Source organism: Bacillus sp. AFS029637, from assembly GCF_002584985.1.
Lineage (GTDB): Bacteria > Bacillota > Bacilli > Bacillales > Bacillaceae_G > Bacillus_A.
Genome location: NZ_NUPZ01000022.1, coordinates 23,536 through 49,711 on the forward strand (window position 1 = coordinate 23,536; position 26,176 = coordinate 49,711).

Consider the following 26,176-nt stretch of genomic DNA (forward strand, 5'->3'; position numbering starts at 1 on the left):
TAGGGGAGAAATACATGTCTATTTTTATCTTTGCAGATCAGTTTTTTCTTGAGGGGAGGGTCACAGGGCCTGGATTTTTGGAGATAAAAGATGGAAAATTCGGTGTATTCTCGGAAAATAAGCCAGAGGAAGCGGCAGAAATCATTGAGTATGCAGGACATTGGATTGCTCCTGGTTTAGTAGACACACATATTCATGGATTTAGAAATCACGACGTTATGGACAATAATTTTGAAGGACTGGATCAAATTTCGGTAGGACTCCTTTCTTGCGGAGTTACATCCTTTTTACCGACCACCTTAACCTCTTCGGTAGAATTGTTGAATCACGTCGTTGAAATGATTGGTGCCAATTACACGAAAGTGCAAGGCGCAAAAATTAAAGGGATTTTTTTAGAAGGACCGTTTTTTACTGAAAAACATAAAGGGGCACAAAACACGAAATATTTTTGTGACTCATCAGTTGATATGTTGAAAGATTGGCAGAAATTATCAAATGATTCTATTAAAAAAATTGCGATTGCACCTGAAAGAAAAGGTGCAGTGGAATTTATTGAATATGCTGCGCGAGAAGATATTGTAGTGGCATTGGCCCACAGTGATGCAACTTATGAAGAAGCAAAGCAAGCCGTTGAAAAAGGTGCATCCATTTTTGTTCATACTTTCAATGGAATGAGTCCGCTACACCATCGTGAGCCAGGGATGGTCGGAGCAGCCATGAATCTAAAAGATGTTTTTGTCGAAATCATATGTGATGGACATCATGTTCATCCTGTCGCCTCAAATATTTTAATGAATGTCCGCGGCAGAGAAAATGTCGTTATGGTGTCCGATTGTATGATGGCCGGAGGTATGTCTGAAGGGACTTATCAACTGGGAGAATTTCCTGTGAAAGTAAAAGATGGGATGGCTCGTTTGGAAAATGGAAGTTTAGCAGGTAGCATTTTGCAATTAAAAGATGCTGTCAAAAATGTCGTCGATTGGGGAATTGCCGCGCCTGAGGAAGCGATTTACATGGCGAGTACTGCACCAGCTAAAAGTATTCAGCTTGATAGCGAATGTGGGAAGATCGCTGAGGGATATGCTGCTGACTTTATTGTACTGACGCCAGCGATGGATTTAGCAGCTACCTATCTTGATGGTGTGTGCCGTTTTAGAGCTTAAATATTTTTCTGAAAGAGGGATTTCAAATGATTTTATCTGTCACCATGAATCCATCCGTCGATATTTCCTATTCGATTCATGAATTAAAGTTAGATGTTGTGAACCGTGTGGAAACAGTTCATAAAACTGCTGGTGGAAAGGGCTTGAATGTGGCGCGAGTGATCGCTCAAATGGAAGAAGTTGTCCTAGCGACAGGTGTGCTTGGTGGTACGATTGGAGAATACATTATTCAAGAATTAAATAAAAGTAATATTACAAATGACTTTTTAAAAATTAAAAAAGAATCAAGAAATTGTATTGCCATTCTTCATGAGGGGATGCAAACAGAGATTTTAGAGTCTGGGCCGACATTATCCAAAGAAGAAGGGACGACTTTTTTAGAAAAATTTGAATCCCTCGTTACAACAGCTTCACTTGTGACAATTTCGGGCAGTTTGCCGAAAGGGTTACCGACTAACTTTTATTGTAAAATATTAGAAATTTGTCATAAAAATGGAATTCTAGTGATTATGGATTCGTCAGGGGAATCTTTGAAAAACGCTTTGATGCATAAAGAAAAACCATTTGTCATCAAACCAAATGTAGCGGAATTATCTCAGCTATTGGGCATTAACATAGAAGCAGAAATCTTTGATTTGAAGCAAGCATTAAACCATGAACTATTTACTGGGATTGAGTGGATTATCGTGTCCATGGGTGGTGAAGGTGCCTTTGTCAGGCATGGCGAGGACTATTACAGAGTTAAGATTCCAAAAATAGAAGTAGTCAATCCTGTTGGGTCTGGTGATGCGACAGTTGCAGGATTAGCTGTGGCACTACATCAAAATCAAACTGTCGAGACTGTTCTTAAAACGGCGATGACTACAGGAATGTTAAATACTATGGAAGCTGGAACTGGTTATATTAATGTGAATAAGTTTAAACAATACTTTGATCTCGTTAAAGTTGACAAAATAGATTAATAGAGGAGAATGTTGATGTTAGAACTAACCAAAAATAAATTGGAAGCTCTAAAACGTTTATCTGCTGAAAGTGGCATAATTGGAGCATTGGCTATTGATCAACGCGGTTCATTGAAAAAAATGATTGCGTCTGGCGGTGCAAGTCATGTTGGAGATGAGGGCATTATCCGTTTTAAAGAATTGGTTTCTGAGGAATTAACACCATTTGCAACAGCGATTCTTTTGGACCCGGAATACGGACTGCCAGCGGCTAAGATCCGCGCTAAAGAATCAGGCTTAATCGTAGCGTATGAAAAAACCGGCTACGATGCGTCAGAAGTAGGACGGTTACCGGATTTATTACCGGAATGGTCAGTGAAACGATTAAAAGAAGCAGGTGCCGATGCTATTAAATTCTTACTCTACTATGATTTCGATGAAGATGAAAAAATTAATGACTATAAGCATGTCTATATGGAACGTATCGGATCCGAGTGTGCCGCTGAAGACATTCTATTTTTCTTGGAGATTGTTACTTATGATGCTGAAAATGAAGATGTGAAAAGTAAAGCGTATGCAAAAATAAAACCACATAAAGTGATTGAGGCCATGAAGGAGTTCTCGAAATCACAATACAAAGTAGATGTTTTAAAAGTAGAGGTTCCGGTAGATATGAACTTTGTGGAAGGATATACGGCAGGCGAATTCGTTTATAGAAAAGAAGAAGCTGCTTCCTTTTTCAAAGAACAAAGTGAAGCAACCGAGCTGCCGTTTATCTTCCTGAGTGCAGGAGTAAGCGCAAAATTATTTCAAGAAACATTAAAATTTGCTAAAGACTCTGATTCTACCTTTAACGGAGTGCTATGTGGTCGGGCAACCTGGAAAGACGGTGTGGCACCTTTTGCTATAAGCGGCGAACAAGCAGGTCGTGATTGGTTAAAAGATACTGGTAAAAGGAATATTGAAGAATTGAATCTTGTGTTGAAAGAGACAGCTAGCTCATGGTTCACTAAAGTAAAAGAAACAGCTGAGATTCAAAGGTAGTACAATATTTTTCCTTCTATATGTCCTTCATTTCTTTACATCTTTAAGCAATACTTGCACCAGAACCTCTTTTTAAACGGAATGAAGAATTATGAGCAGACATTCGTCTGCTCATTTTTTTAGTGCGTCCAGCATGGTTGCAAACCCTTGGGTGAAAATTCAAAGCAGTAAAGGGAGTAGTAACCATAGCTTCAGATAAGGATATGTGGAGTGACCTTTATATATAGGCGATGATAAGCACTAATTGCCATGTACAATCAAATCGATTGAATTTTTGTGAGATGTCACCCAAAAAAATATATCTAAAAAGGTAACGATATCTTTATTTTGTAAGCGCTTTTAAAAAGACAATATACCTAAAAAAAGAAACAATATCTTTATTGTGTAGGCATTTTAAAAAAACTATCCTAAACATAAGTGACAACGATACCTTTCAGGTTTTGGTATATTTTAAAAATTAATGTGCAGGTATCGTCTTTAACTAAAATTAAAAATTCAAAGGAGGAGAAGAATTGGAAAATAAGCATTTCAAGAGAGCTTTTAATACCCTTCTTGCACTTGTACTAATTGTACCAACATTTTTAGTGAGCATGATTGTGCCATTACGTGTAGGAGCAAATGTGTCTAATCCATGGGTTACAATTTCATCTGGAGGAAACGAAATTAATGCACTAGTAGAACAAAATGGGAAGTCCTATGCAAGGCTTGGAGCAGGTGCTGGAAACGATAATGGGGCTAAAGCTGCAATTTTTCAAGAGCAGAATAAAGTCGCTAAAGAATCAGGAACGATGGAATATAGCTTTATTCCAGAAACGAAGGGAGAAGATACTAGATTCGGTTTCTATCCTCACTATATTGACAATAATAATTTCGTTTTTGTAGGTTATGACTCACTTGGATGGTTCTATGAATACAAATATCAAGGGAAAGGTGACTGGTTAAAAACTAGACCTAATGTTCCACTTCCAGAGGCTGGGACCTCACATTCTATTAAAATTGATTATAATAAAACGACTTTGAATATTACATTAGATGGAAAAGATTTATTTGGACCGGTTACTTTATCTAATGATGTAAATAACCTTCTTACAGGTAAGGAAGCGGTTAAACTTGGTGCTTATGGAGATAAAAATAGTCAAGTACTCATTGAATTAGGAAATGCGCCTGGGGATGGAGGCACCGATCCGGGAAATGAAAAACTTGTCGACATTACGGATAATAAATTGGAAGAAGGCGATTTGAAAGTTATCTCAGGTGACGGAAATGTTACCTATAATGAAGATGGTTCAGCAACTTTCAGTGTTACATCTACCCAAAAGAATAGAATTGTCTACAACCAAATGAAAGCGATTAAAAATGGTGTTTTTGAAGCGGATGTTACTACTAATACTGACAAGATGAATCGCTTTGGATTCATCTATCGTGTTCAAAATCCATCTACATACACATATGTGGGAACAGGGGATACGAACGATCAGTATTTTGGAGAAACTTTTGGCCCTATAAACAATTGGACGGCGATGACTTCAAATGTGCCGTTAAAAGCAAAACAAACGTATAATTTACGTTTAGTATTCATGGACGATGTTGCGACGTTATACATTGATGGTAAAAAGGTAGATTCTTGGACTTTAACAGGTGGTGTAGATCAAGCGGGCTTACTAGGGTTTGAAAAAAGCCGAGGTGCTGCCGATATTACGATTTCAAATGTCAAAATAAAGGAATATAGTGCACCAAAACCTCCAGATACTCCACCAGTAGAAGATACATTAAAGTCAAAGTATATGGATGTCACTATTGATCAAATATTCCCGCGGATTGTGAAATACAAAGTTGGCGATAAAGTAATGAGTGGACAGGAAGCTCCTGTTTACGGATTGAAAGTAAATGGCGGACTATACTATCCTAAAGTAAACTTTGAAAAGTTAAACGATAGTGAAGCGCTATATACATTAAAAGTTGTGGATGAAATGAAAAACCTTGATGCTGTATTTAAAGTATCTTTGAAGGTGAATGATAATAAGGTTGTTTATAGTTTCGATGAAATTAAGAATAATGGTAGTGCCAAAATCGAGACAGTTGAGTTTGCTGATATGAACTTTATTTCGGTAAATTCGGAGCAAAAAGGTGCAAAAGCTAAATTAACGAATATTAGTACAGATGTTAGGAAAACAGGTGATGTAGATGTAAAGGTAGATTCTTCTATGGAGGAAATAGGTACATCTACTAAAAATTATACAGCATTCTTGTCAACTGACGAATTGAGTGCAGGTGTATGGTCCAGTTCAGAAGTGGACGGCTATAAAAATTTAGTTGCTAATCGATATGTAAATAAAAATGGTGCGAAAGCAATGGGAATAGGTTCTAGTGCACTTTATTACCAAAGGGACATTATGCCAGAACCACAAAAAAATAAACCAACTATTAAAATAGCTATCGCTAAAGATTTGAATAATGATAATAAGGCAGATTGGCAAGATGCGGCGATTGCATACCGTGATATTATGCAAGATATTAAAGGGTACCAAGATGTAAACAATAACGTTGGAATGCGTATTGCGATGAATTTTGGATCACAAGCACAACAACCGTTCTTAAAAACATCAGATAATGTTAAAAAGGTTGCTCTTGCTACAGATGAATTGGGGCAAGCTGTTTTGTTAAAAGGATATGCAAACGAAGGACATGACAGTGGTCATCCAAATTATGGTGATGTGGGTGAACGTATAGGCGGCGCTAAAGATTTGAATACGCTTATTAAAGAGGGGCGTAAATATAATACCCAATTTGGTGTCCATATAAACGCTCAAGAAGTTTATCCTGAAGCGAAAGCTTTCAGTAATGACTTTATTGACCATCCAAATTCTTTAGGATGGGGATGGTTAGATCAATCTTATACAATTAATAAATTAAAAGATTTGTATTCTGGAGCGCGTGCGAAAAGATTAGATGAATTGAAAGCTGCTGTTCCAGATCTTGACTTTATCTATTTGGATGTATGGTATCAAAATCAATGGGAATCAGATAGAATAGCAGAGCAATTTATAGATAGAGGTTGGAGAGTATCAACGGAATTTGGTGGTTCTATAGCCAATTATTCAACGTGGCAACACTGGGCTACTGATAAGAACTACGGTGGTCCGGAAAGCAAGGGCATTAACTCAGAAGTACTGCGCTTTATTAGCAATCACCAAAAAGATTCTTGGGTGTTGAATTGGCCTGAAGTAGGCGGAACTGCTGACCATCCATTGCTTGGTGGATTTGAATTAGCTGGTTTCGAAGGGTGGCAGTCTGATAAGAATTTCGATAACTTTATTCGCATGACATTTGATACTAATTTACCTACTAAATTCCTACAAAAATATTATGTAACGAACTGGACAGATGTAGAAGGTGATAAAAGCAAGACAAACTTAGAAAAGGAAATAAAATTGAAGGACCCAAGTAATGGGGATGTTGTCGATGTAACTAGAAAAGACAATGCTAGGGAACGTGTTATTAAACTGAATGGAAATGTAATACTTGATGGAAAGGCTTATTTAATTCCTTGGGTGCAACAAGACTTTAAAAATCCAACTACTGATTCTGAAAAATTGTATCACTGGAATTTGGAAGGTGGTACAACTACTTGGACACTTCCAGATGAATATAAAGATGCCTCTACTGTTTATGTATACAAATTGACAGATCGCGGTAGAACAGATGTGAAAGAAGTCAAAGTCGTAAATAATAAGGTAACTTTGACAGCTAGTGCGGCAACTCCTTATGTTGTTGTGCCAAAAAAAGATAAGGGTTTGGAAATCCTTGACTATGATTGGAGCAAGGGTGCTCATATATATGACGCGGGATTCAATACAGGAAAAGTAAGTGCATATACAACTATTGAGGGAGATAACAAAGCTATAAGCGCCGTTAGAACGAATCAAACTGGAAGCAACCGCAATGTAAGTAGTGGAGATTACTACTTGAATATTGATAGTCCGTCAAAAGATACGACTGTTTCCCGTGTCCTTACTGGTTTGGAACCAGGTAAAGATTATGTAGCAGAGGTGTATGTTGAAAACAATAGTGATGTAAAGGCCGGAATTACAGTAACAGGTGGGAAAGAAGACGTTAACAATTACACACTTCGCAGCCTGCAAAAGAACTATGTTAAGGCAGATTCACATGCTTCAAATGATGGATACAATAGCAAAATGCAAATCATACAAGTAAGCTTTACGGCTGTAACTAATAAAGCTAAATTAACTCTCAGCCGTGATGCTGGAAAAGGAAACACAAAATTTGATGATATTCGGATCGTTCAAAAATCCTTAAAAAATCATGTCTCACCAACGGAATTTAAACAAGATTTTGAATCGGTAGTACAAGGTATTTACCCATTCGTTATCGGTAACACAGAAGGAGTAGAAGACAACAGAATTCATCTGTCTGAACTGCATGCTCCATATACGCAAAAAGGATGGGCAGGTAAAAAACTAGTCGATGATGTATTAGGTGGGAATTGGTCCGTTAAAGTGAACACTGGGAATAAAGGTTTGCTGTACCGTACGATTCCTCAAAATTATCGTTTCGAACCAGGTGTAACTTATAAAGTATCATTTGATTACCAAACAACAGCAAATGCATTCCGCTTTATTTCAGGGGATCAAGAAATTGATGTTCGAGACATTGCGAGTGCAAAGGGATTGAGTGTGAATAACACTCTTACTGCATCTACTGACACAAAAACAGCAGAGTTTACTGTGACAGGTTCTGAGAACGGTCAAACTTATGTCGGAATTTTCAGTGATGGAACGAATTTAAACGGGGATACCGGAGCAGGTACGTTTATTTTAGATAATTTACGTATTGAAAAAAGGTGACTACAGGGGAGAGACACAGAGGTAAAAATCTCGAATTAAGATAAAGATAGTTTTATAGTTTGTGTAATAACGTGAATGAAAAGAGGTTGACCGAAAGATAGCTGAGTAGCTATATGGGTTAACCTCTTTTTGATATAAGTATGTCACCACAACCAAATTACGGACAGAAAGGAACGATTCTCTTATATTTATAGAGTATAAAAAAAGTTGTCTCCAAAAGATCATTTTTAAGGACCTTTTGAGACAACTTCTTTCAATATAAAGCAACTGATTCTATTTATTTGACACTACTTCGATAACTAGATTATCAAGCATAATATCTTTGTAACCGTTAAAGTTAGCTTGTGATCCTTTCACACCGTTAGTATTAGCTGCTTTATTAGTGGAATAAATGCCAAACCAGCTTTGCCCCGATTTATCTCCTGTTAAAGTAAAGGAATATGTGCCAGCTTTTGCATTCTTATCACTGCTTGCGGTTGATTTTAATTCCTCCTTAGTTAATACTCCTTTTTCTTCAAATGGAGCATTACCTGTCACCACTGCATACGTCCCATCACTACCTGCTTCATAATCAAAAGTAATTTTATACGTTACTCCTGGTTTAAATGTGAAGTTTTGAGGGATAGTTTGGTACACAAGAGCATCGCCTTCTGTTAATCCATTCGTTTTAAGTGACCATTTACCTGCGATAACATCATTTACTATTTTTTGGTTCCAACCTCTTTGTGTATATGGTGCATGTAATTCAGACAGGTGTGTTCTATTATCTTCTACGCCTTCAATATTACCAATTACAAACGGATAGATGCCTTGTACAACATTTTCAAAGTCTTGTACAAATTTATTATTGCTTACTTGGTTTTCGGCATTACTTTCCACGATGCGAATATCATCAAAGTAACTTGCACCATTTCCACTATCCCTAGATAAATCAATAGTTACATCTGATGTTTTTTTACCAGTTTCAAAAAACACATACATATTTTGAAAGTAACTTGTTCCATCCACAGTTGAAGTCATTTGACCATCAGCTTTTGCTTGCTCAGAGCCTAGTGTATTATGTGCGTATGCTCTTACATAGTTTTTAGCGATAGATTTACCAGTACTATTTGTATACTCTTTGTCGTTAGAAGTAATCGTTATACTTGCTTGTGCTTCACTTCGGTTGTCTATACCTACATATGCAGCATACTTTGTATTAGGTTTTAGGTCTGTTAATTTTTGAGTAACATTTACTTTCTTTCTATTATTGGAGATTGTTAGCATATTATTATTACCTTCACTCTTCGTAATCTTAACTGCTTTTGAGTCTCCTTTGATTTTCCAATCTTTTAGGGAATTGCTGTTAAATCCAGCATCTATAAGATGCATCCCTTCACTCCATTTAACATCTTTATTGGATTTTGGCCCTTTATAAATTACATATGCAGTAGATTTTTTTGCATCTAATGTGATTTTTCCATTTTCAATTTTAACATTTTTCATATTCTCTTTACCTAATTCTGTTAACTCATACACTTTAACGGTACCTTGCCAACCAGTTGGAACAGTCCACGTTGTTTTTCCACCGTTTGTGTTCCAGTGATATAATTTTTCATTCTCTGCTGATAATTTTTTGCCATTTTGATCCCAAGACCATGGAAATAAATACTTTTCGTCACCAGGTTTACCTTCAAATATTTGCTTACCATTTAATGTCATAGTTCTTGTTCGATAGCCATCTTTATCATTTGCAAAATCATTTGATTTTCTTTCAATTGTAAGTGTATTTTCACTAGATTCGTCCTTTAATACTGACTTCATACCTGGTACCCAGTTGTAAGTTTGTTGTTTATCATCTTTCATTTCAACTGCTTTACCATCTTCCCACTGTGTTACTTTATAATGTTGAATGAATTTGGTTGGAATATTCACCGCAAATAAGTTATCAATATACGCTTTGTAGTCACTTCTACCTTGCCATCCTTCAAAGTCTTTCATACTATAGCCACCTAATAATGGAGCATCCGCGTCGCCTCCATACTTAGGATAGTTACCAATCCATGCATCTTTTTGATGGTTTTTAATGAAACGAGTGATGGTACTATTAATACCTTTTAGGGTATAGCCACCATAAGTTAAATCAGCTGCCCAGTGTTGGAATGTGGAATCATACTCGTTCGCATATCCCCACTCACTGCCTAAGCGCCAACCTAAACTATTTATTTCTTTACTTAATTGACGACTTGGCCATGAACTATTATCACCTGACTGTCCATTACCCCAAACGTCTACATAAATAAAATCTAAATCATTCTCCTTGCCACCAAGAGCATCATATAAATCTTTGAATCGTTGTGCTCTCCCATTTCTTAAATCATAATCAGCATTAATGTTTATTCCTTGATCAATCCAGTTCCAACCATACTTATAAGTTCCATCTGGATTTTTTAATAAACGATCTTCTTGGAAATATTTTGACTCTGGATATGTTTCACTTGCATTCACATGAACCCCAAAAGTTGCCCCATATTCTTTACCCCTCGTTAGCAATGTTTTCATGTCCTTCGCACCGCCAATTCGGGTTCCAATGTCAGCATAATTTAAATGACCAGAATCATGACCTTCACTACCATAACCTTTCAGTAGAATAGATTGTCCTAGTCCATCAGTATTTAAATGAAACTTTTTCACTCCGTCTAAAGCCATTAAGAAAGGATTTTGGGCTTGACTGCCAAAGTTCATGTTAACACGGTAACCAACTAAGTCTGGAACTTTTTCCGCCCCTAGAGGTTCGTTCATAATTTTCCTATATGCAATCGCTCCGTCTTGCCAGTTTATCTTTTTATCATCATTAGCGTCAGCAGTAATGACAACCTTCACAGACGGCATTTCATCTACCTTATTAACTGTCCCATCCTCTAGCTCTAGAGTACCATCTTCTTTACGATGTTCTTCTGACTTTTGATAAGTCCAGAATGTACTACTTAGACCAATTGTTTTTTTTCCTGCACTATTAGTCGCAGCATTTGCCGTAATTCTTTGAGCATCAGTCTTTGCAGCATAGGAATCTGGAGCCAATTTTTTTACTAAACTATTCTCCGTATTAGACCATATACTTGCACTTAATTCATCAGTAGAAAGAAAAGCATACATATATCCTTTTTGCTCTTCATCTTTCGTAATTAAATTTTCATCAACCTTTACCTGTCTGTCACCATTAATACGTGTATTTGTTGACATCTGTACGCCATCTAGCACTGCATCTGTTTGACTGTTATTTACAGAAATTAAATTGTGATTTGGGATTTCAATAGTTTTTACGATATTGTTGTCCACAATCTTTGTAATATTGAATTCTAATATATTCTCTTTAACAACCATCTCTGCAGTAATAACCGCAGAAATATTGCTATTAGTGTCTATTAATGTCATCTCATATACAACTTTATCTGATGAAACTTTTGCTTTTACTTTTGGTTTTACTGCTACGTCATTAATAAGGATTTTATCTAATGCCTCAGTCTGTCCGTAAAAAGTCTTTCCTGCCCCATTTCCAGATTTTAAATTGTATTGAATGACTCTTGGAAAATTCACATCAACAAGAACGTCCATTTGATTAGATGAAATAACCGTATGTGGACTTTGTGGAATGATTTGACTTTCAGCTTGTTTAATATCCGTGGTTCCCTCAGCTTGGATTAGGGAACCATTTGTAAAACAAGTAGAACCTACGACACAACCCGTTACAAGTGTTGCCATCGTTTTCCTGAAATTCTTTTTTGATTTTTTCATATGTACCCCCCTTGTTTATTTTTACAGCTTGTTAAAAAGTACTTCACTTGCATTACTTTGATCTGAATTATCTAGGATAAAGTTCAGATTGCACATTCAACCGTTTTAATTTTGGTATCGATGCTTCTTCAAAGGTATAGATTACTTTTTTGCCTTATAAACTTAATATTTTGATAGGATGTGAAACCTGCAAAGTAGTTGAGAATCTATCAAAACTAGAAGTAGATTCCAGTCTCTATCTATACCCCTAGATTACTTTTTGTGAAACGCTTACACAAGAGGGATATTGCTCTGTTTTTTAGAAATATTGTTTTTGTAATATTCGATATAAGATAAATATAAAATAATCCCGGTGGGGGATCCGCCTGATTTTATTTGAAAAGTGCATCAGAAATTGAACAGGGATACCGGGGCAGGTACGTTTATTTTTAGATAATCTTCGTATTGAAAGGGTGATTTCAGGGGGGAGACACAGAGGTGAAGATTAGGATTTAAGGTGAAGGTAGTTTTATAGCTAGTGTAATATCGTAAATTAAAGGCCTATCCCGGAGGAGATATGTCTCATTGTGTTCATTGAATCGTTGGAAACCGCTCTTGAAAAAATGTTCTTTTTTATGATTTTAGTGAGTTGTTACCAGTGAAAAGCAAGATGTCTAAAAAACACGACAAGATGTTTATTGTAGAAGCGTTTTTACATACGTATAATTTAAAAAAATAGCTTGCAAAATGAGTGAGCGACCGAGATATGTTACTAGTTTGTTCGGGGAAAGAGATTCTTACATGAGGGTGGAGGCCAACTCGTACGGTTGTCCATAAAATGATAAAAGATGCATGGAACTGGCATCTTAACAATCCAAAGGGCTATGAGGATCGAGGAGGGAAACGTTGATGATATATCAAACAATCCAGCAGTTAATTGATCGTGCTATTGAAGCTAAATTGATTGAACGAGAAGATGAAATATATGTAAGGAATAAAATTCTCTCTCTGTTTCGCTTAGATGATTTTGTAGTGGAAGTGTCAGCGGCTGTAAAGAAAGACATTCCAGAATTATTAGAAGAATTAATTGAATATGCTTGTACGCATGAAATTATTAAGAAAGTATTGGATGAGAAAGAGATTTTAGCAAGCGTAATTATGGATGTCTTTATGTCCAAACCATCCGCTATCAATGCATTATTTTATGAGAAATACGAACAAAATCCTATGACTGCGACAGATTACTTCTATGAATTAAGTAAAAATAGCAACTATATCCAAATGAAGCAAATTGCCCAAAACATAAATTATAAAGTAAAAACGGAATATGGTGCCATTGATATAACGATTAACTTATCAAAACCAGAAAAAAACCCGGAACAAATTGCGAGAGAAAAAGCATTGGAAAGTAAGAACTATCCAAAATGTTTACTCTGTATTGAGAATGAAGGATATATGGGGAGAATTGGACATCCTGCACGCTCGAACCACCGCATGATTCATATGAATCTTACAAACGAAAGATGGTTTCTGCAGTATTCTCCGTATATATATTACAATGAACACTGTATTGTATTGTCCGCAGAACACCGAAATATGAAAATTGACCGTCAAACGTTTATGCGTTTATTAAAATTTGTAGAAAGATTTCCACATTATTTCCTTGGTTCCAATGCAGATTTACCCATTGTAGGAGGATCTATTCTAACCCATGACCACTATCAAGGTGGGAAATATGAATTTGCGATGGAAAAAGCACCGAACGACTTCGTTTTTGAACTGACCGAATTTCCGGGAATTAGATGTTCTATTGTTAAATGGCCCATGTCAGTTATTCGCTTAAGAAGTGAAGACTTAGAACAATTAGTACATACAGGTGAGTACATACTAGATAGATGGCAGGGATATAGTGATTCTTCTGTTAATATATATGCTTTTACAAATGGAATTCCACATAATACGATTACACCGATCGCACGCTACCGGAATGGTATGTACGAATTGGATTTAGTTTTGCGAAACAATCGTATAAGTGAAGAGCATCCGCTCGGTATTTTCCATCCTCATGAGGAAGTGCAACATATTAAGAAAGAAAATATTGGCCTGATTGAGGTAATGGGATTAGCTGTACTTCCTGCTCGTTTAAAAACAGAGCTTCAGGAAGTGAAGAAGTTCTTGCTTAATATTCCATGTGATATTCCATCGTATCATATACCGTGGGCGGAGCAATTAAAACTTCAATATGACAATGGGATAAATGAACAAAATGTACAGGAAGTTGTAAGAGAAGCAGTTGGGCAGAAATTTGTACAGGTGCTTGAAGATGCTGGCGTTTTTAAACGAGACGAAGAAGGGATATCGGCGTTTAAACGTTTCATTCAGACTTTAAAGTAGGTATGGACAGAAGGGAAATAGAGGTGCCTGTATATAACGATTAATTTGAAATTATCCATTTATTCAGTGAGGGAGGAAATAATATGGAGAAGTGTGAGCATAAAGAACTACGAGAGTTGAAACAAATGGGTGGTCCTATATTAATGGTGTGTATAAAATGTAATCAAATTCTTAAAGTACCATATGCAAAAATAAAGTGAAAAAACAATTAGAGGAGGTATGAATATTTTGTGTAAATGGTTTGTAGCAAAATGATCTTTAACGAATTTATCAAACAAAGAACGTGCGAACGCAAGAGTTGGAACCACAAGTATGGCGAGAAATTGCTTTAGCTGTGTCTTCATTAAAGGAAGCCGCACTCGCTGCACAATTATTTGTTGAAGAATTTCAATAGTTGTTTGCAGAATAAGAAGAAGTGTCTCATATATCGTAATGAGGCACTTTTTTAGTTTACTCTAAAAAGTCTATGAAAAGGATTGACTTATCTTTTTGTTGTAACTATAATGATTACATCGAGGTGGTGATCACAATGAAAATTAGTAGCCGCTTTTCTATAGCAGTTCATATTTTATCCATTTTGAAAAACAATCCATCTTCACTTTGCACTTCAGACTATATGGCTGAGAGTGTAAATACAAATCCAGTAGTCATTCGTAAAATTATGTCGTACTTAAAACAAGCTGGCTTTGTTTACGTAAATCGAGGTCCAGGTGGTGCTGGATTATTAAAGGATTTACATGAAATCACATTGTTAGATGTGTATCATGCAGTGAATGTAGTGGAAGAGGATAAACTATTTCATATTCATGAGCAACCAAATCCAGATTGTCCAATTGGCGCGAATATTCAAGCTGTATTAGAAGTTATTTTGATTCAAGCACAATCCGCGATGGAAGAAGTTTTGAGAAATATTACGATGGCGCAGTTGTTTGAATCGTTGCAAGAGAAAATGAATGCTTAAATAATATTTATATTTTTTTGTTATTAATGTAACTATTTTGATTACAACAATGAAGGTAAGGTGTAAAAATTATGACTGTAAAAATGAAAGTATACTCAGATTTTATATGTCCGTTTTGTTTTTTAGCAAAAGGTCCATTAGATGAAGTAGCGAAAGCGAAAGATGTAGAAATCGAATGGATGCCATTTGAATTACGTCCAAGTCCATATTCAAAAATAGATCCTTGGAACGAACCAGATAAATTAGGTTCATGGGATGCGTTCATTCGTCCTACAGCGGAGAAATTAGGAATTGAAATGCGTCTACCACGTGTTTCTCCGCATCCATATACACATTTAGCTTTTGAGGGATGCCAATTTGCGAAAGAACATGGACTAGGAAATGAATATCATCACCGTGTATTCACAGCATTTTTCCAAGAGGAACAAAACATTGAAGATATTGATGTGTTAACAAAATTAGCGGTAGAAGTAGGTCTTCCTGAAGCTGAATTTAAAGATGCTTTAGTAACTCGTAAATATAAAGAAAAACATCAAGAAGCAATTCAGCACGCATATGATGAAGCAAACATTATGGCTGTCCCAACTATTATGATTGGAGATGAAGTCATTCAAGGGCTTGCGAGTAAAGAAACGCTAGAAAGAGTCATTGATAAAGAAATTGAAAAGGATAAAATAAATTCATTTGAGGGCATGCAATGTAATACGGATGGATATTGCTAATTTGTTTATCATGAAATAACTAAAATGAAAAAACATACATTTGGAGGAATTACCATGTCAGCAACTACAACAAATTTAAAAGAAGCGATCGTGAACCGCCGTTCAATTCGTAAAGTAACAAAAAACGATGCAATTACGAAAGAAAGAATTGAAGAAATTTTAAAAACAGCTTTACATGCACCAACTTCATTCAATATGCAAAGTGGCCGTATGGTCGTATTAATGGATGGAGAACATGAAAAGTTTTGGGATATTGTAAAAGAAACGCTTAGATCACGAGTACCAGCAGAAAACTTTGAAGCGACTGTAGAAAGGCTAAAAGGATTCCATACAGGTGTAGGAACTGTATTATTCTTTGAAGATCAGGCGACAGTAGAAAAGATGCAAGAAAACGCTCCATTATATAAAGAGCAGTTCCCATTCTGGTCTCATCAAGGAAATGCAATGTTACAACATACTGTATGGATGCTATTAGCTGCTGAAGGAATCGGAGCGTCATTACAACATTATAATCCAATCGTAGACGCAGAAGTAAAAGAGACTTGGAGCATTCCAGCTAAGTGGAATTTAGTAGGACAAATGCCATTTGGTGAACCAAATGAACAACCGGGAGAAAGAACATTTTTACCTACTGAAGACGTAGTGAAATTTTATTAAAAAATAGAATATAAAACGAGAAGGAAGTTGTGCTTAGAAGCAGCTTCCTTTTTTGTATGGGTGTTAATTTATGTGTATTTAGGGAAGGAATATAAGAAATAAACTGATGAAAAAGGAAGTGGAAACATGGGTAATGAGAAAAAATATACAGTGGTAGGTACTGATGTTGAGGAAGTAAAGCGTTTAAATAAAAATTCAGGGTTAACTTATAACCAAGTAAAGGAATTATTAGCAAAGCAAATGCAAAAAAAGAACCGATTAGATTGAAGTAATTAAGTTTTTTATTTAGCATTTTGTCTAGAGAGTTACGGGGAATATAACTCTCTGAACAGCAGCCGAAAAATAAAAAATCACCTAAGCTGTAATAGATTATACGAAAAAAATGAACTTCACAGAAATATGTTGCTGGGCTGATTTCGAAAGAATCTAACAATATGAAAAGAAAAAAAGGATTCTTTCCAATTAGTAAGAAAGATTGTCTATATAAGTTCATAAAATGTAATAGTATTACAATGAATAAGTACGTTTTGTAATATAGCCAATTTCCATCCGTTGAAGGGGGAGGTTAATTTTTAATGAATGAAGTGAAAAATTTTTTTCGAAGTAGAGGGTTTCAACGTTTTCTCGTGTTAATAATAGTAGCGCTTGTATTATACGGATTAAAAAGTATGATTAATTTAATATTAATTACGTTTATACTGACATTTTTAATGGATCGGTTTCAACGTTTTATATCAAAAAAATTGAATGTGAATCGAAAAATTGTTATCGCATGTTTATATATAATATTAGTTTCCTTTATCGGCACGACATTGTATAAATATTTACCTGTACTAACGATACAAATTTCACAGTTGATTTATCAATTTAAGTTGTTTTTTCAAAACCCACCTGATAATGAAATTATTAAATATGCACTTTCGACAATTAATGGAATGGAAGTATCAAAGTATATAGAACAAGGTGTAGATGTTATATATCAATCGATAACAAATATAGGGAAGGTAAGTTTACAAATATTATTGTCTCTAATTTTAAGCTTATTTTTCTTACTAGAAAAAGAGCGTATTATTACATTTACTTCTAAGTTTAAAGATAGTAAGTTAAAGATTTTTTATGAGGAGATTGCATACTTTGGTGAAAGATTTGCAAGATCGTTCGGTAAAGTAATTGAAGCACAGTTTTTAATTGCGGTTGTAAATTGTATTCTTACTGTTATTGCATTAATCGTTTTAGGATTTCCACAGCTACTCGTATTAGCTGTTATGATTTTCCTACTAGGATTGATTCCGGTTGCAGGTGTGATTATTTCTTTGTTTCCACTTTGTATCATTGCATATAACGTAGGCGGAGTTATATACGTTGTATACATACTTGTGATCATTACAGTAATCCATGCTCTTGAAAGTTATTTTTTAAACCCGAAGTTTATGTCTGCGAAAACAAATTTACCAATCTTTTATACATTTATGATACTCATCTTTTCAGAGTATTTCCTCGGAATATGGGGACTTATTATCGGGATACCAATCTTTATCTTTTTCTTAGATGTACTTGATGTAAAGAATGAGGAAGCGATTAAAAAATAATAGAAAATAACCGATGTTTTCAAGGAGCGAAAACATCGGTTATTTTATCTTGAAAAATATTAATTGACAGAAGCAAATACATAGTAAAGACGGACGGAACGCTACTGATTAAAGTTTTACTTTATTTTTTCTTAGCAGGTGGAAGTTTAATGAATTTATTGGCTAGTAAAGCGATAGTAACAGCAGTAAAAAGAAATACTGCGATTATGCTAATTCCCATACCTGTCCAGCCTCCGATAAGGAAGATGCTTATCGGTATTGTTAATAAGCAAATAATAAGTAGAATGAATCCGAGATTTTTGTCATGTTTTTGAGTTGGAAATAGAGTCCTGATGATTAAAAAGAGGAAAAGGATTAAGGATGAAATAGCCAATAAGAGGATTACAATTGTCCAAGAATCATTCATAAAACCACTCCTTTCTATTATGGATAATATTATGGTTTAGAGTGAGGGGGAACAATAAAAATATAAAAAGCAATCCAAAATAAATTGGATTGCTTTTTGGAATATAAGATTAAAGAACCGGAGCCATTGTTTCTTTTAATACTTGAACAGAGTGATCGAATTTTAATTCTTCTTCTTCACTTAATTCTACTTCTAAAATTTCACGCACACCGCCGCGATTTAAAACAGCAGGTACGCCGATATAAACGTCTTTTTGGCCGTATTGACCTTCTAAGTATGCTGAAACCGTTAATACACTATTTTCATCGTTTAAAATTGCTTTCGTAACACGTAGAAGTGACATACCAATACCATAATAAGTGGCACCTTTTCGCTCAATAATATGGTAAGCTGCATCACGAACGTTTATGAAAATTTTGTCTAAATCTTCTTGCGTATATGTGTTGTCCCTGTCAAGAAGCGTTTGTAGTTTTTGGATACCAACTGATACATGACTCCAAACTGGAAGTTCAGTATCGCCGTGTTCTCCAATAATATAAGCATGAATGTTGTGTGGACCAATATTGAAGTATTCACCTAACATGTAACGGAAACGAGCAGAATCAAGTGTTGTACCAGAACCAATTACGCGCTCTTTCGGTAAACCAGATTCCTTCCAAGTTACGTAAGTTAAAATATCTACAGGGTTTGTTGCGATTAAGAAGATGCCATCAAATCCGCTATCCATAATACTACGAACGATTTGTTTAAAGATTTTAGCGTTTTTCTCAACTAAATCTAAACGTGTTTCGCCTGGCTTTTGTGGTAATCCAGCCGTAATGACTACAAGATCAGCATCTTTACAATCTTCGTAGCTGCCTTTCCATACTCTAGTTGGGGCAGGTGCGAATGGAACAGCATGACTTAAGTCCATTGCTTCCCCTTCAGCTTTTGCCTCATTTACATCAACTAAAACAAACTCTTCAGCTACGGCTTGGTTAATCATGCAGTACGCATAACTACATCCAACTGCTCCTGTTCCTACTAATACAACACGGTTAATACCTTTTTTCATTTCAAAATTCCTCGCAATTTCATTAATTTTATTATGTAAGATAATACGTCTTACTTCTATAGTCATATCTAGTTTATTACATTTTATAAAAGATATTCAAGTAATTGAAAATGTATCCGCTCAATAACATGAAAAACATAGGAATCATGTTAACCGAATATAATTCAGTAAAATCCTTTACAAAAGGGGAAAAGGGTATGCTGAAGCCGTTAACGATAGAAAAAATGCTTCATATTATCAATGCGGGGCTCGTAAAAACGCAAAAGCCAAAACAAATTATAGTTGCTGGTGCAGGGATGTCAGGTTTAGTCGCAGCATCTTTATTAAAAGAAGCGGGTCATAAAATAACGATTATAGAAGCAAATAACCGAATAGGTGGCAGAATATATACGATTCGTGAACCATTTAGTGCGGACTTATATTTTAATGCTGGACCGATGAGAATTCCTGAAACTCATGAGTTAACTTTAGCGTACATTCGTAAATTTAAACTGCCGTTAAATCTTTTTATTAATAAAACTCCTTCGGATATAATTTATACGAATCATATTAGAACGAGATTGAGTATGTTTGAAGAAAATCCAAGTGTACTTAAATATCCTGTTTTAGAAAACGAAAAAGGAAAAACGGCAGAGAAATTAATGTTAAAAATATTAGAACCAATACTTAATTTTATTAAAAAAGATCCTAATAATAACTGGATTATTGTTGAAAAAAAGTATAAAACATACTCACTTAGTTCATTTTTAACGGAATATTATTCAGACGGTGCAATAGATATGATTGGAGTACTTCTTGATATGGAAGCGTATATGGGAATGTCTTTAATTGAGGTATTACGGGAAATGATCTTCTTTACTTCAACGGCGAAATATTATGAGATAACTGGCGGGATGGATGCATTACCAAAAGCTTTTTTACCGCAGTTAAATGAAAATATATTTATGCAGTATAAGGTTGAAAAAATCATACAAGAAGATAACGAAGTGACGATGCAAGTAAACCATGAACAAACGTTAGAGCAATCTACAGTCACGGGTGATGTTGCAATTGTTACTATCCCATTTTCAGCGTTACGTTTTGTTGAGATTCAGCCTTATGATTTATTCTCTTATTTTAAAAGACGGGCAATTCGTGAATTAAACTACATAGCTGCGACTAAAATTGCGATAGAGTTTAAAAGTAGATTTTGGGAGAGAACGGGACAGTGTGGTGGCAAATCTATTACAGATTTGCCGATTCGATTTACATACTATCCAAGTTATGGGCTTCATACGCCAGGTCCAGCGGTAATGTTGGCTAGTTATACATGGGCAGATGAGGCGTTAACATGGGATAGTCTCACGCAAAGAGAACGTATTCGTTACGTATTAAAAAATTTAGCGGAAATATATGGTGACATCGTCTATAGTGAGTTTGTTACAGGTGCATCTTTTAGCTGGAGTCAAAATCCGTATTCTTGCGGAGCATTTACAGCTTTTGAACCAGGGCAAGAGCTAGAGATATTTCCGTATATTACGCCGCCAGCTGGAAAGGTACACTTTGCAGGAGAGCATACGACATTAACACACGGATGGATGCAAGGAGCAATTGAGTCTGGAATTAGAGTTGCTCATGAAGTAAATGAACAGTTAATCTAGTAGTTATATTTACAAATTGCTATTCTTTTAATAAAATGATAAATATAAATCGTAATTATTACGCTTTGAATACGTTTGAAATAAAGAAATGGATGGTCGGTCGAATGAATAAAGTAGAAATTCATATATTAGGTGGTTTTTTAGGTAGCGGAAAATCAACATTATTACAAAACTTATTGTTAGCGGAGAAAAAGAAGAATAGAAAAGTTGCCGTGTTGATGAATGAGATTGGTGAATACTCAGTAGATACAGATATTATTGGAAAAGAGAATGTTTTAAGAGAGCTACTTAAAGGATGTATTTGTTGTACATTAAAAGAAGAGCTTGAAATACAATTGCATTCGTTATATCAGCAAGAAAAACCAGATGTAATTTATATAGAAACGACAGGTGTTGCGCATCCAATTGAAGTGTTAGATGCATGTGTATCACCAATTTTAGCACCTTTCCTAGAAGTGAAATCAATTGTAGTCGTTTTAGATGCAGTAAGATGGATACATCGAGGTATATTAAGTGCAAATGTGCAACAGTTATTGCATGAGCAAATGAAGTTTGGTAGCCACATTTTAATTAATAAATCAGATTTACTAACAGAAGAAGATAAAAACAAAGTACTTGAAGAAGTAAAAGCTATAAATAATCATGCGAAATTGTTTGAAACAAAGTATTGTAATATATCTTTAAAAGATATAGAAGAAGCTGAATTTATGAATGATGGGGAACATGAGACCTTGCATGTAAAACAGCATCTACATATACAAACGATGACGTATCAATTTACGAAATCAATTGATCAAGACAAATTATATGAATGGCTTTCGAATTTACCAGATAGTATTTATCGTGTGAAAGGTTTTGTGAAATTCCATGGAGATAAATACCCTCATCTATTCCAATATTCGTTCGGGGTACCAACTTTATTGGAACAAGATTTCGGTTTCCCGACTAATTTGGTAGTTATAGGGGAAGGGTTAGATAAGAAGCAATTGGTTGAAGGATTAGAGAAAGTAGAAAGTAATTAAGAGCTTTTTAGATAGGCTGCAAATAATTGACTTAATAACTTAAGTTAATTATTTGCAGTTTTTTTCGTGATGATTCCTGTAATGAAACAGTAATTTCATTTGAACAGCGGAATATATATGGATTGTATGTCCGTTTCCATTTAATAGGAAGGTGATTATAGATTTATGCCGAATGTAGAGTTTACTACAAGAGTTTTCCAATACAAATTTTGAAGTTAAACAGTCATGATTACGGACAGGGGAATTTGGCGTGTTTGATTCTATCAGAAAGTAAAGTATGGGGAGGATCACAATGTCGATAAAAAAACGTAAATGGCTAAAAACGGTGGTTACTGGTTGTGTTTTAGGGTCGCTATTGGTAACAGCAGCTTGTTCAGGTAAGAAGACAAGTACTGAGGATGAAAAAACGATTAAGGTAGGGGTTCTTGCTTCATTAACAGGTCCACTAGAATCGTATGGAAAACAAACAGTGAACGGGTTTGAATTAGGATTAGATTATGCAACTGGTGGGACGGGAAAAGTGGAAGGAAAGAAGATTAAGTTTGTTGTAGAAGATACGGAAACGAAAGCCGATGTAGCAGTTAAAAAAGCTACGAAGTTATTAGAAGAAGAGAAGGTCGATTTTTTAGTCGGCTCGTCTAGTTCAAGTGATACATTGGCAGTATTACCATTAGCTGAAGAATATGAAAAAATTATGGTTGTTGAACCGGCAGTTGCTGATAGTATCACTGGAAAAAACTGGAATAAATATATTTTTAGAACAGGAAGAAGCTCTTCACAAGATGCGATTGCTGGTGCTGCCTCAATTGCTAAAAAAGATGTAAAGATTGCGACGTTTGCCCCGGATAATGCTTTCGGTCGTGAAGGAATTGCAGCATTTAAAGCGGGAGCGAAGAAATTAGGTGCGAATATTGTAAATGAGCAATACGCAGATACGAATTCAACTGATTTCACAGCGAATATTCAAAATATCATTAGCTCAAAACCAGATTATTTATTTGTCGTTTGGGCAGGTGCCAATTCACCATGGAAACAGTTGAAAGATATGAATGTGGAAGCGCAAGGTATTAAAATTTCTACTGGTGCGCCAGATATACCAGCATTAAAAACGATGGATGCATTAGTCGGAATGCAAGGTTTTTCTGTATATTATCACAAACTTCCTAAAAATAAGGTGAACGATTGGCTAGTTGAAGAACATAAAAAACGTTTTAATGGCGCAGTGCCGGATTTATTTACAGCAGGAGGAATGTCAGCGGCAATTTCTATTGTGGAAGCTTTAAAGAAAACAAAAGGTGATACAGATGTAGATACGCTTATTAAGAAAATGGAAGGAATGGAATTTGATACACCGAAAGGAAAGATGAAATTTAGAGAGAAGGACCACCAAGCGATGCAGACACTTTATTCTATCACATTGAAAAAGCAAGATGGTGTGGATTATCCAGTGCCTGTTTTAGAGAGAGAATTAACAATGAAAGAGACAGAACCACCAGTTCAAAATAAATAGACTGAATTTTCAGTTGTTTTTTGTATAAAGAGGGGATACCCTCTTTATACGTATTTCTTTCATACTCAAAGCTTTAAAGGGAGGGATTTCGTGACGCATTTGCTAGAAACGAAAAATCTTAGCGTATCTTTCGGTGAACATCATGTTATTAAAGACGTAAATTTAAAAGTACAAAAAGGAAAGCTCATTTCAATTATTGGGCCGAATGGTGCGGGAAAGACAACATTATTTAATTTGCTAAGTGGCCAGATTTCTCCATCAAAAGGTGCAGTGTATTTTAAAGGTCAAGATATTACAAACCTATCGATTTCAGATCGAACACGCTTAGGAATTGGTCGTTCTTTTCAGCTTACGAATATATTCCCAGAGTTAACGGTGCTTGAAAATGTTCGTTTAAGTGTTCAATCATTTGTTCAAGATTACTATAGTTTCTTTCCAAGTTCAGCAAAACGTAAGCAACAAGTTGGAGAGGCAAGGCGTTTCTTAAAAACAGTATTACTTCACGAAAAAGAGAATGTATTAGCGAAGGATTTAGCGCATGGTGAAAAAAGAAAATTAGAGCTTGCGATGTTATTGGCCTTGAAAACGGATGTGTTATTACTCGACGAGCCGACGGCAGGTATATCAGTTGAGGAGGTACCTGCTATTTTACAAGTGATTGAAAATATTAAGAAACATCCAGAGAGCACAATTGTACTTATTGAACACAAAATGGATATGGTAATCGATTTGTCAGATCATCTTATCGTTTTATTTCATGGAGAATTATTGGCTGAAGGATTGCCGGAAGAAATTATGAAAGATGAGCGTGTACAAAGTGCTTATTTAGGGGGATTATATAGTGGCACTATTACAAGTAAATAATATAGAGACGTATTTAGATCAGTTTCATATTTTACAAGGGGTATCTCTTTCTGTTGAGAAAGGGACAATTACTGTATTGTTTGGAAGAAATGGGGCTGGGAAGACTACGACATTGCGATCGGTTATGGGGTTTCACCGGATTGCAGATGGTGAAATTTACTATGATAGTACACAAGTAAATGGATTATCTACACATTTGATTTCTAGGAAAGGGATAGGTTACGTACCAGAAAATCAAGGGATTTTTCATGATTTGACCGTAGAAGAAACATTCGCTCTTGCTAGGGGAAAGGGAGAAGAAGAGGAAGAGAAAATAGAGTGGATGCTTGAACTATTCCCAGATTTAAAGGAGTTTTGGAATAAAAAAAGTGGCCTTTTGAGCGGAGGACAAAAGCAAATGTTGGCTATTTCAAGAGCGTTTATTAATAGTGATGGGTTATTACTAATTGATGAGCCGAGTAAAGGACTGGCCCCAATTATGGTAGAGAAACTAATGGTAGCTATTTTGAAGATGAAAGAGAAAACAACAGTTTTACTTGTTGAACAAAACTTTATGATGGCTAGTCAAATTGGGGATTATTTTTACATTATGGATAATGGGAGAATTGTGCATAACGGTTTTATGAATGAATTACGCGAGGATAAGGAAACATGTCAAAAATATTTAGGTATTTCTTAACATTGATACGGGGGGATAGAACGTGGATGTGTTAATTAACTTATTTGTGAATGGTGTTTCAACAGGGATGCTTATATTTTTATTAGCATCTGGTCTGTCACTTATTTTCGGATTAATGAGTGTATTGAACTTTGCACATGGCGGTTTATTTGCATGGGGAGCTTTTACAGGTGTTTGGTTATTTAATATGACGGGTAGTTATTTCTTAGCGTTAGTTGGAGCAGTAGCTATGGGAATGTTGCTTGGTTTTATTTTAGAAAGATTTCTTATCAGACCTGTGTATGGAAATCATGTTCGGCAACTACTCGTTACGCTCGGAGGAATGCTCGTTCTAAGTGAATGTATCAAAATATTTTGGGGACCCAATCCAATTAGCGCAAAATTACCTTTATGGCTACAAGGAAGCTTTACATTCGGAGGCGTTATATTAATTAAATATCGTCTGTTCGTTATTGTAATCGGGATACTCATTTACATTGCATTACTATTATTACTCAAAAAAACAAAGATAGGTCTTATGATCCGCGCTGGTGTAATGGATAAAGAGATGGTTCAAGCGCTCGGCATTAATGTAAAAGCTATATTTTCTTTCGTTTTTTTATTAGGAGCAGGAATGGCGGCATTAGGTGGATTCCTACTTGCTCCATATTCAGGCGTTATTTTCGCGGAAATGGGTATGCAATATGCAATTTTAGCTTTTATTGTAGTAATAATTGGCGGGTTAGGAAGCGTACAAGGTTCAGCTATCGCTTCTTTAATTGTTGGATTAGCCGGTGCGTTTACAGCGTATTTTATGCCAGATTTATCACTCGCAATTAATATGTTAATGTTACTATTTTTCTTAATAGTGAAGCCAACTGGACTTGTTGGTGAAAAGGGGTGAAATGGTGAACGGCACATCGAACCGAATTA

General features: G+C 35.5%; 19 protein-coding genes and 1 pseudogene. 17 read left to right on the forward strand and 3 right to left on the reverse strand.

Annotation, left to right across the window (positions count from 1 at the left end; genetic code table 11):
• Window positions 1-14: 14 nt before the first annotated feature.
• The 4 genes from nagA (at window position 15) to COE49_RS09645 (ending at window position 8,013) form a co-directional block, all read left to right on the forward strand.
• Window positions 15-1,163: an N-acetylglucosamine-6-phosphate deacetylase gene (gene nagA / locus COE49_RS09630; protein ID WP_098945880.1), complete on the forward strand. Its 1,149-nt coding sequence runs from the start codon at window positions 15-17 to the stop codon at window positions 1,161-1,163.
• Between the two features lie 26 nt (window positions 1,164-1,189).
• The gene (gene lacC / locus COE49_RS09635) at window positions 1,190-2,125 is read left to right on the forward strand and encodes a tagatose-6-phosphate kinase (protein ID WP_098945881.1); all 936 of its coding nucleotides are present in this window, start codon (window positions 1,190-1,192) and stop codon (window positions 2,123-2,125) included.
• Between the two features lie 15 nt (window positions 2,126-2,140).
• Entirely contained in the window at window positions 2,141-3,148 is a 1,008-nt protein-coding gene (gene lacD / locus COE49_RS09640; RefSeq protein ID WP_098945882.1) for a tagatose-bisphosphate aldolase, read from the forward strand.
• A gap of 512 nt (window positions 3,149-3,660) precedes the next feature.
• The gene (locus COE49_RS09645) at window positions 3,661-8,013 is read left to right on the forward strand and encodes an endo-alpha-N-acetylgalactosaminidase family protein (protein WP_098945883.1); all 4,353 of its coding nucleotides are present in this window, start codon (window positions 3,661-3,663) and stop codon (window positions 8,011-8,013) included.
• Window positions 8,014-8,286: 273 nt separating this feature from the next.
• Here COE49_RS09645 and COE49_RS09650 read toward each other — a convergent pair whose 3' ends face one another.
• Window positions 8,287-11,787 carry an endo-alpha-N-acetylgalactosaminidase family protein gene (locus COE49_RS09650; protein WP_098945884.1) on the reverse strand — a complete coding sequence of 1,167 codons (3,501 nt, stop codon included), beginning with the start codon at window positions 11,785-11,787 and terminating at the stop codon, window positions 8,287-8,289.
• Between the two features lie 888 nt (window positions 11,788-12,675).
• Here COE49_RS09650 and galT point away from each other — a divergent pair.
• From galT to COE49_RS09685, 7 genes and pseudogenes are all read left to right on the forward strand, one after another.
• Window positions 12,676-14,160 carry a UDP-glucose--hexose-1-phosphate uridylyltransferase gene (gene galT, locus COE49_RS09655; RefSeq protein WP_098882952.1) on the forward strand — a complete coding sequence of 495 codons (1,485 nt, stop codon included), beginning with the start codon at window positions 12,676-12,678 and terminating at the stop codon, window positions 14,158-14,160.
• A 277-nt stretch (window positions 14,161-14,437) separates the two neighbouring features.
• Window positions 14,438-14,554: pseudogene (locus tag COE49_RS09660) on the forward strand (LysR family transcriptional regulator); the annotation flags it as partial.
• A gap of 135 nt (window positions 14,555-14,689) precedes the next feature.
• A complete protein-coding gene (locus COE49_RS09665; protein WP_088230603.1) occupies window positions 14,690-15,121 on the forward strand; it encodes an Rrf2 family transcriptional regulator in 432 nt (143 codons plus the stop codon).
• 71 nt (window positions 15,122-15,192) lie between these two features.
• Window positions 15,193-15,843, forward strand: a complete 651-nt coding sequence (locus tag COE49_RS09670) for a DsbA family oxidoreductase (protein ID WP_098882951.1) — start codon at window positions 15,193-15,195, stop codon at window positions 15,841-15,843.
• Window positions 15,844-15,897: 54 nt separating this feature from the next.
• The gene (locus tag COE49_RS09675; RefSeq protein ID WP_098882950.1) at window positions 15,898-16,500 is read left to right on the forward strand and encodes a nitroreductase family protein; all 603 of its coding nucleotides are present in this window, start codon (window positions 15,898-15,900) and stop codon (window positions 16,498-16,500) included.
• A 126-nt stretch (window positions 16,501-16,626) separates the two neighbouring features.
• On the forward strand, window positions 16,627-16,767 hold the full coding sequence (locus COE49_RS27610) for a hypothetical protein (RefSeq protein WP_071712481.1): 141 nt from the start codon (window positions 16,627-16,629) through the stop codon (window positions 16,765-16,767).
• Between the two features lie 308 nt (window positions 16,768-17,075).
• Window positions 17,076-18,089 (forward strand): AI-2E family transporter, encoded by a 1,014-nt coding sequence (locus tag COE49_RS09685; RefSeq protein WP_098882949.1) that lies wholly within the window; start codon window positions 17,076-17,078, stop codon window positions 18,087-18,089.
• 121 nt (window positions 18,090-18,210) lie between these two features.
• Here the strand turns inward: COE49_RS09685 and COE49_RS09690 are convergent, their stop codons facing one another.
• Complete coding sequence (locus COE49_RS09690) at window positions 18,211-18,495, reverse strand: YesK family protein (RefSeq protein ID WP_088230599.1); 285 nt, start codon at window positions 18,493-18,495, stop codon at window positions 18,211-18,213.
• A 109-nt stretch (window positions 18,496-18,604) separates the two neighbouring features.
• Complete coding sequence (locus COE49_RS09695) at window positions 18,605-19,549, reverse strand: L-lactate dehydrogenase (RefSeq protein WP_098945885.1); 945 nt, start codon at window positions 19,547-19,549, stop codon at window positions 18,605-18,607.
• Between the two features lie 197 nt (window positions 19,550-19,746).
• Here COE49_RS09695 and COE49_RS09700 point away from each other — a divergent pair, with 197 nt between their 5' ends.
• The 6 genes from COE49_RS09700 to COE49_RS09725 all read left to right on the forward strand — a co-directional run bounded on the left by COE49_RS09700 (window position 19,747) and on the right by COE49_RS09725 (window position 26,147).
• A complete protein-coding gene (locus tag COE49_RS09700) occupies window positions 19,747-21,189 on the forward strand; it encodes a flavin monoamine oxidase family protein (protein ID WP_098945886.1) in 1,443 nt (480 codons plus the stop codon).
• A gap of 104 nt (window positions 21,190-21,293) precedes the next feature.
• A complete protein-coding gene (locus COE49_RS09705; RefSeq protein ID WP_088230596.1) occupies window positions 21,294-22,211 on the forward strand; it encodes a CobW family GTP-binding protein in 918 nt (305 codons plus the stop codon).
• Window positions 22,212-22,503: 292 nt separating this feature from the next.
• Complete coding sequence (locus COE49_RS09710; RefSeq protein WP_098252243.1) at window positions 22,504-23,721, forward strand: substrate-binding domain-containing protein; 1,218 nt, start codon at window positions 22,504-22,506, stop codon at window positions 23,719-23,721.
• Window positions 23,722-23,811: 90 nt separating this feature from the next.
• Complete coding sequence (locus COE49_RS09715) at window positions 23,812-24,585, forward strand: ABC transporter ATP-binding protein (RefSeq protein ID WP_088230594.1); 774 nt, start codon at window positions 23,812-23,814, stop codon at window positions 24,583-24,585.
• Window positions 24,563-25,264 carry an ABC transporter ATP-binding protein gene (locus COE49_RS09720; protein ID WP_088230593.1) on the forward strand — a complete coding sequence of 234 codons (702 nt, stop codon included), beginning with the start codon at window positions 24,563-24,565 and terminating at the stop codon, window positions 25,262-25,264. Before COE49_RS09715 ends, COE49_RS09720 begins: the two co-directional genes overlap by 23 nt.
• A gap of 22 nt (window positions 25,265-25,286) precedes the next feature.
• Complete coding sequence (locus COE49_RS09725) at window positions 25,287-26,147, forward strand: branched-chain amino acid ABC transporter permease (protein WP_000382808.1); 861 nt, start codon at window positions 25,287-25,289, stop codon at window positions 26,145-26,147.
• Window positions 26,148-26,176 lie beyond the last annotated feature (29 nt).

Bases quoted from the DNA above. Each gene is read 5' to 3' on its own strand.
- COE49_RS09700 (WP_098945886.1), top strand. From the start codon at position 19,747: ATGCTGAAGCCGTTAACGATAGAAAAAATGCTTCATATTATCAATGCG.
- lacC (WP_098945881.1), top strand. From the start codon at position 1,190: ATGATTTTATCTGTCACCATGAATCCATCCGTCGATATTTCCTATTCG.
- COE49_RS27610 (WP_071712481.1), top strand. From the start codon at position 16,627: ATGGGTAATGAGAAAAAATATACAGTGGTAGGTACTGATGTTGAGGAA.
- lacD (WP_098945882.1), top strand. From the start codon at position 2,141: ATGTTAGAACTAACCAAAAATAAATTGGAAGCTCTAAAACGTTTATCT.
- COE49_RS09665 (WP_088230603.1), top strand. From the start codon at position 14,690: ATGAAAATTAGTAGCCGCTTTTCTATAGCAGTTCATATTTTATCCATT.
- COE49_RS09685 (WP_098882949.1), top strand. From the start codon at position 17,076: ATGAATGAAGTGAAAAATTTTTTTCGAAGTAGAGGGTTTCAACGTTTT.
- COE49_RS09695 (WP_098945885.1), bottom strand. From the start codon at position 19,549: ATGAAAAAAGGTATTAACCGTGTTGTATTAGTAGGAACAGGAGCAGTT.
- COE49_RS09675 (WP_098882950.1), top strand. From the start codon at position 15,898: ATGTCAGCAACTACAACAAATTTAAAAGAAGCGATCGTGAACCGCCGT.
- nagA (WP_098945880.1), top strand. From the start codon at position 15: ATGTCTATTTTTATCTTTGCAGATCAGTTTTTTCTTGAGGGGAGGGTC.
- COE49_RS09670 (WP_098882951.1), top strand. From the start codon at position 15,193: ATGACTGTAAAAATGAAAGTATACTCAGATTTTATATGTCCGTTTTGT.
- COE49_RS09710 (WP_098252243.1), top strand. From the start codon at position 22,504: ATGTCGATAAAAAAACGTAAATGGCTAAAAACGGTGGTTACTGGTTGT.
- COE49_RS09690 (WP_088230599.1), bottom strand. From the start codon at position 18,495: ATGAATGATTCTTGGACAATTGTAATCCTCTTATTGGCTATTTCATCC.
- galT (WP_098882952.1), top strand. From the start codon at position 12,676: ATGATATATCAAACAATCCAGCAGTTAATTGATCGTGCTATTGAAGCT.
- COE49_RS09705 (WP_088230596.1), top strand. From the start codon at position 21,294: ATGAATAAAGTAGAAATTCATATATTAGGTGGTTTTTTAGGTAGCGGA.
- COE49_RS09650 (WP_098945884.1), bottom strand. From the start codon at position 11,787: ATGAAAAAATCAAAAAAGAATTTCAGGAAAACGATGGCAACACTTGTA.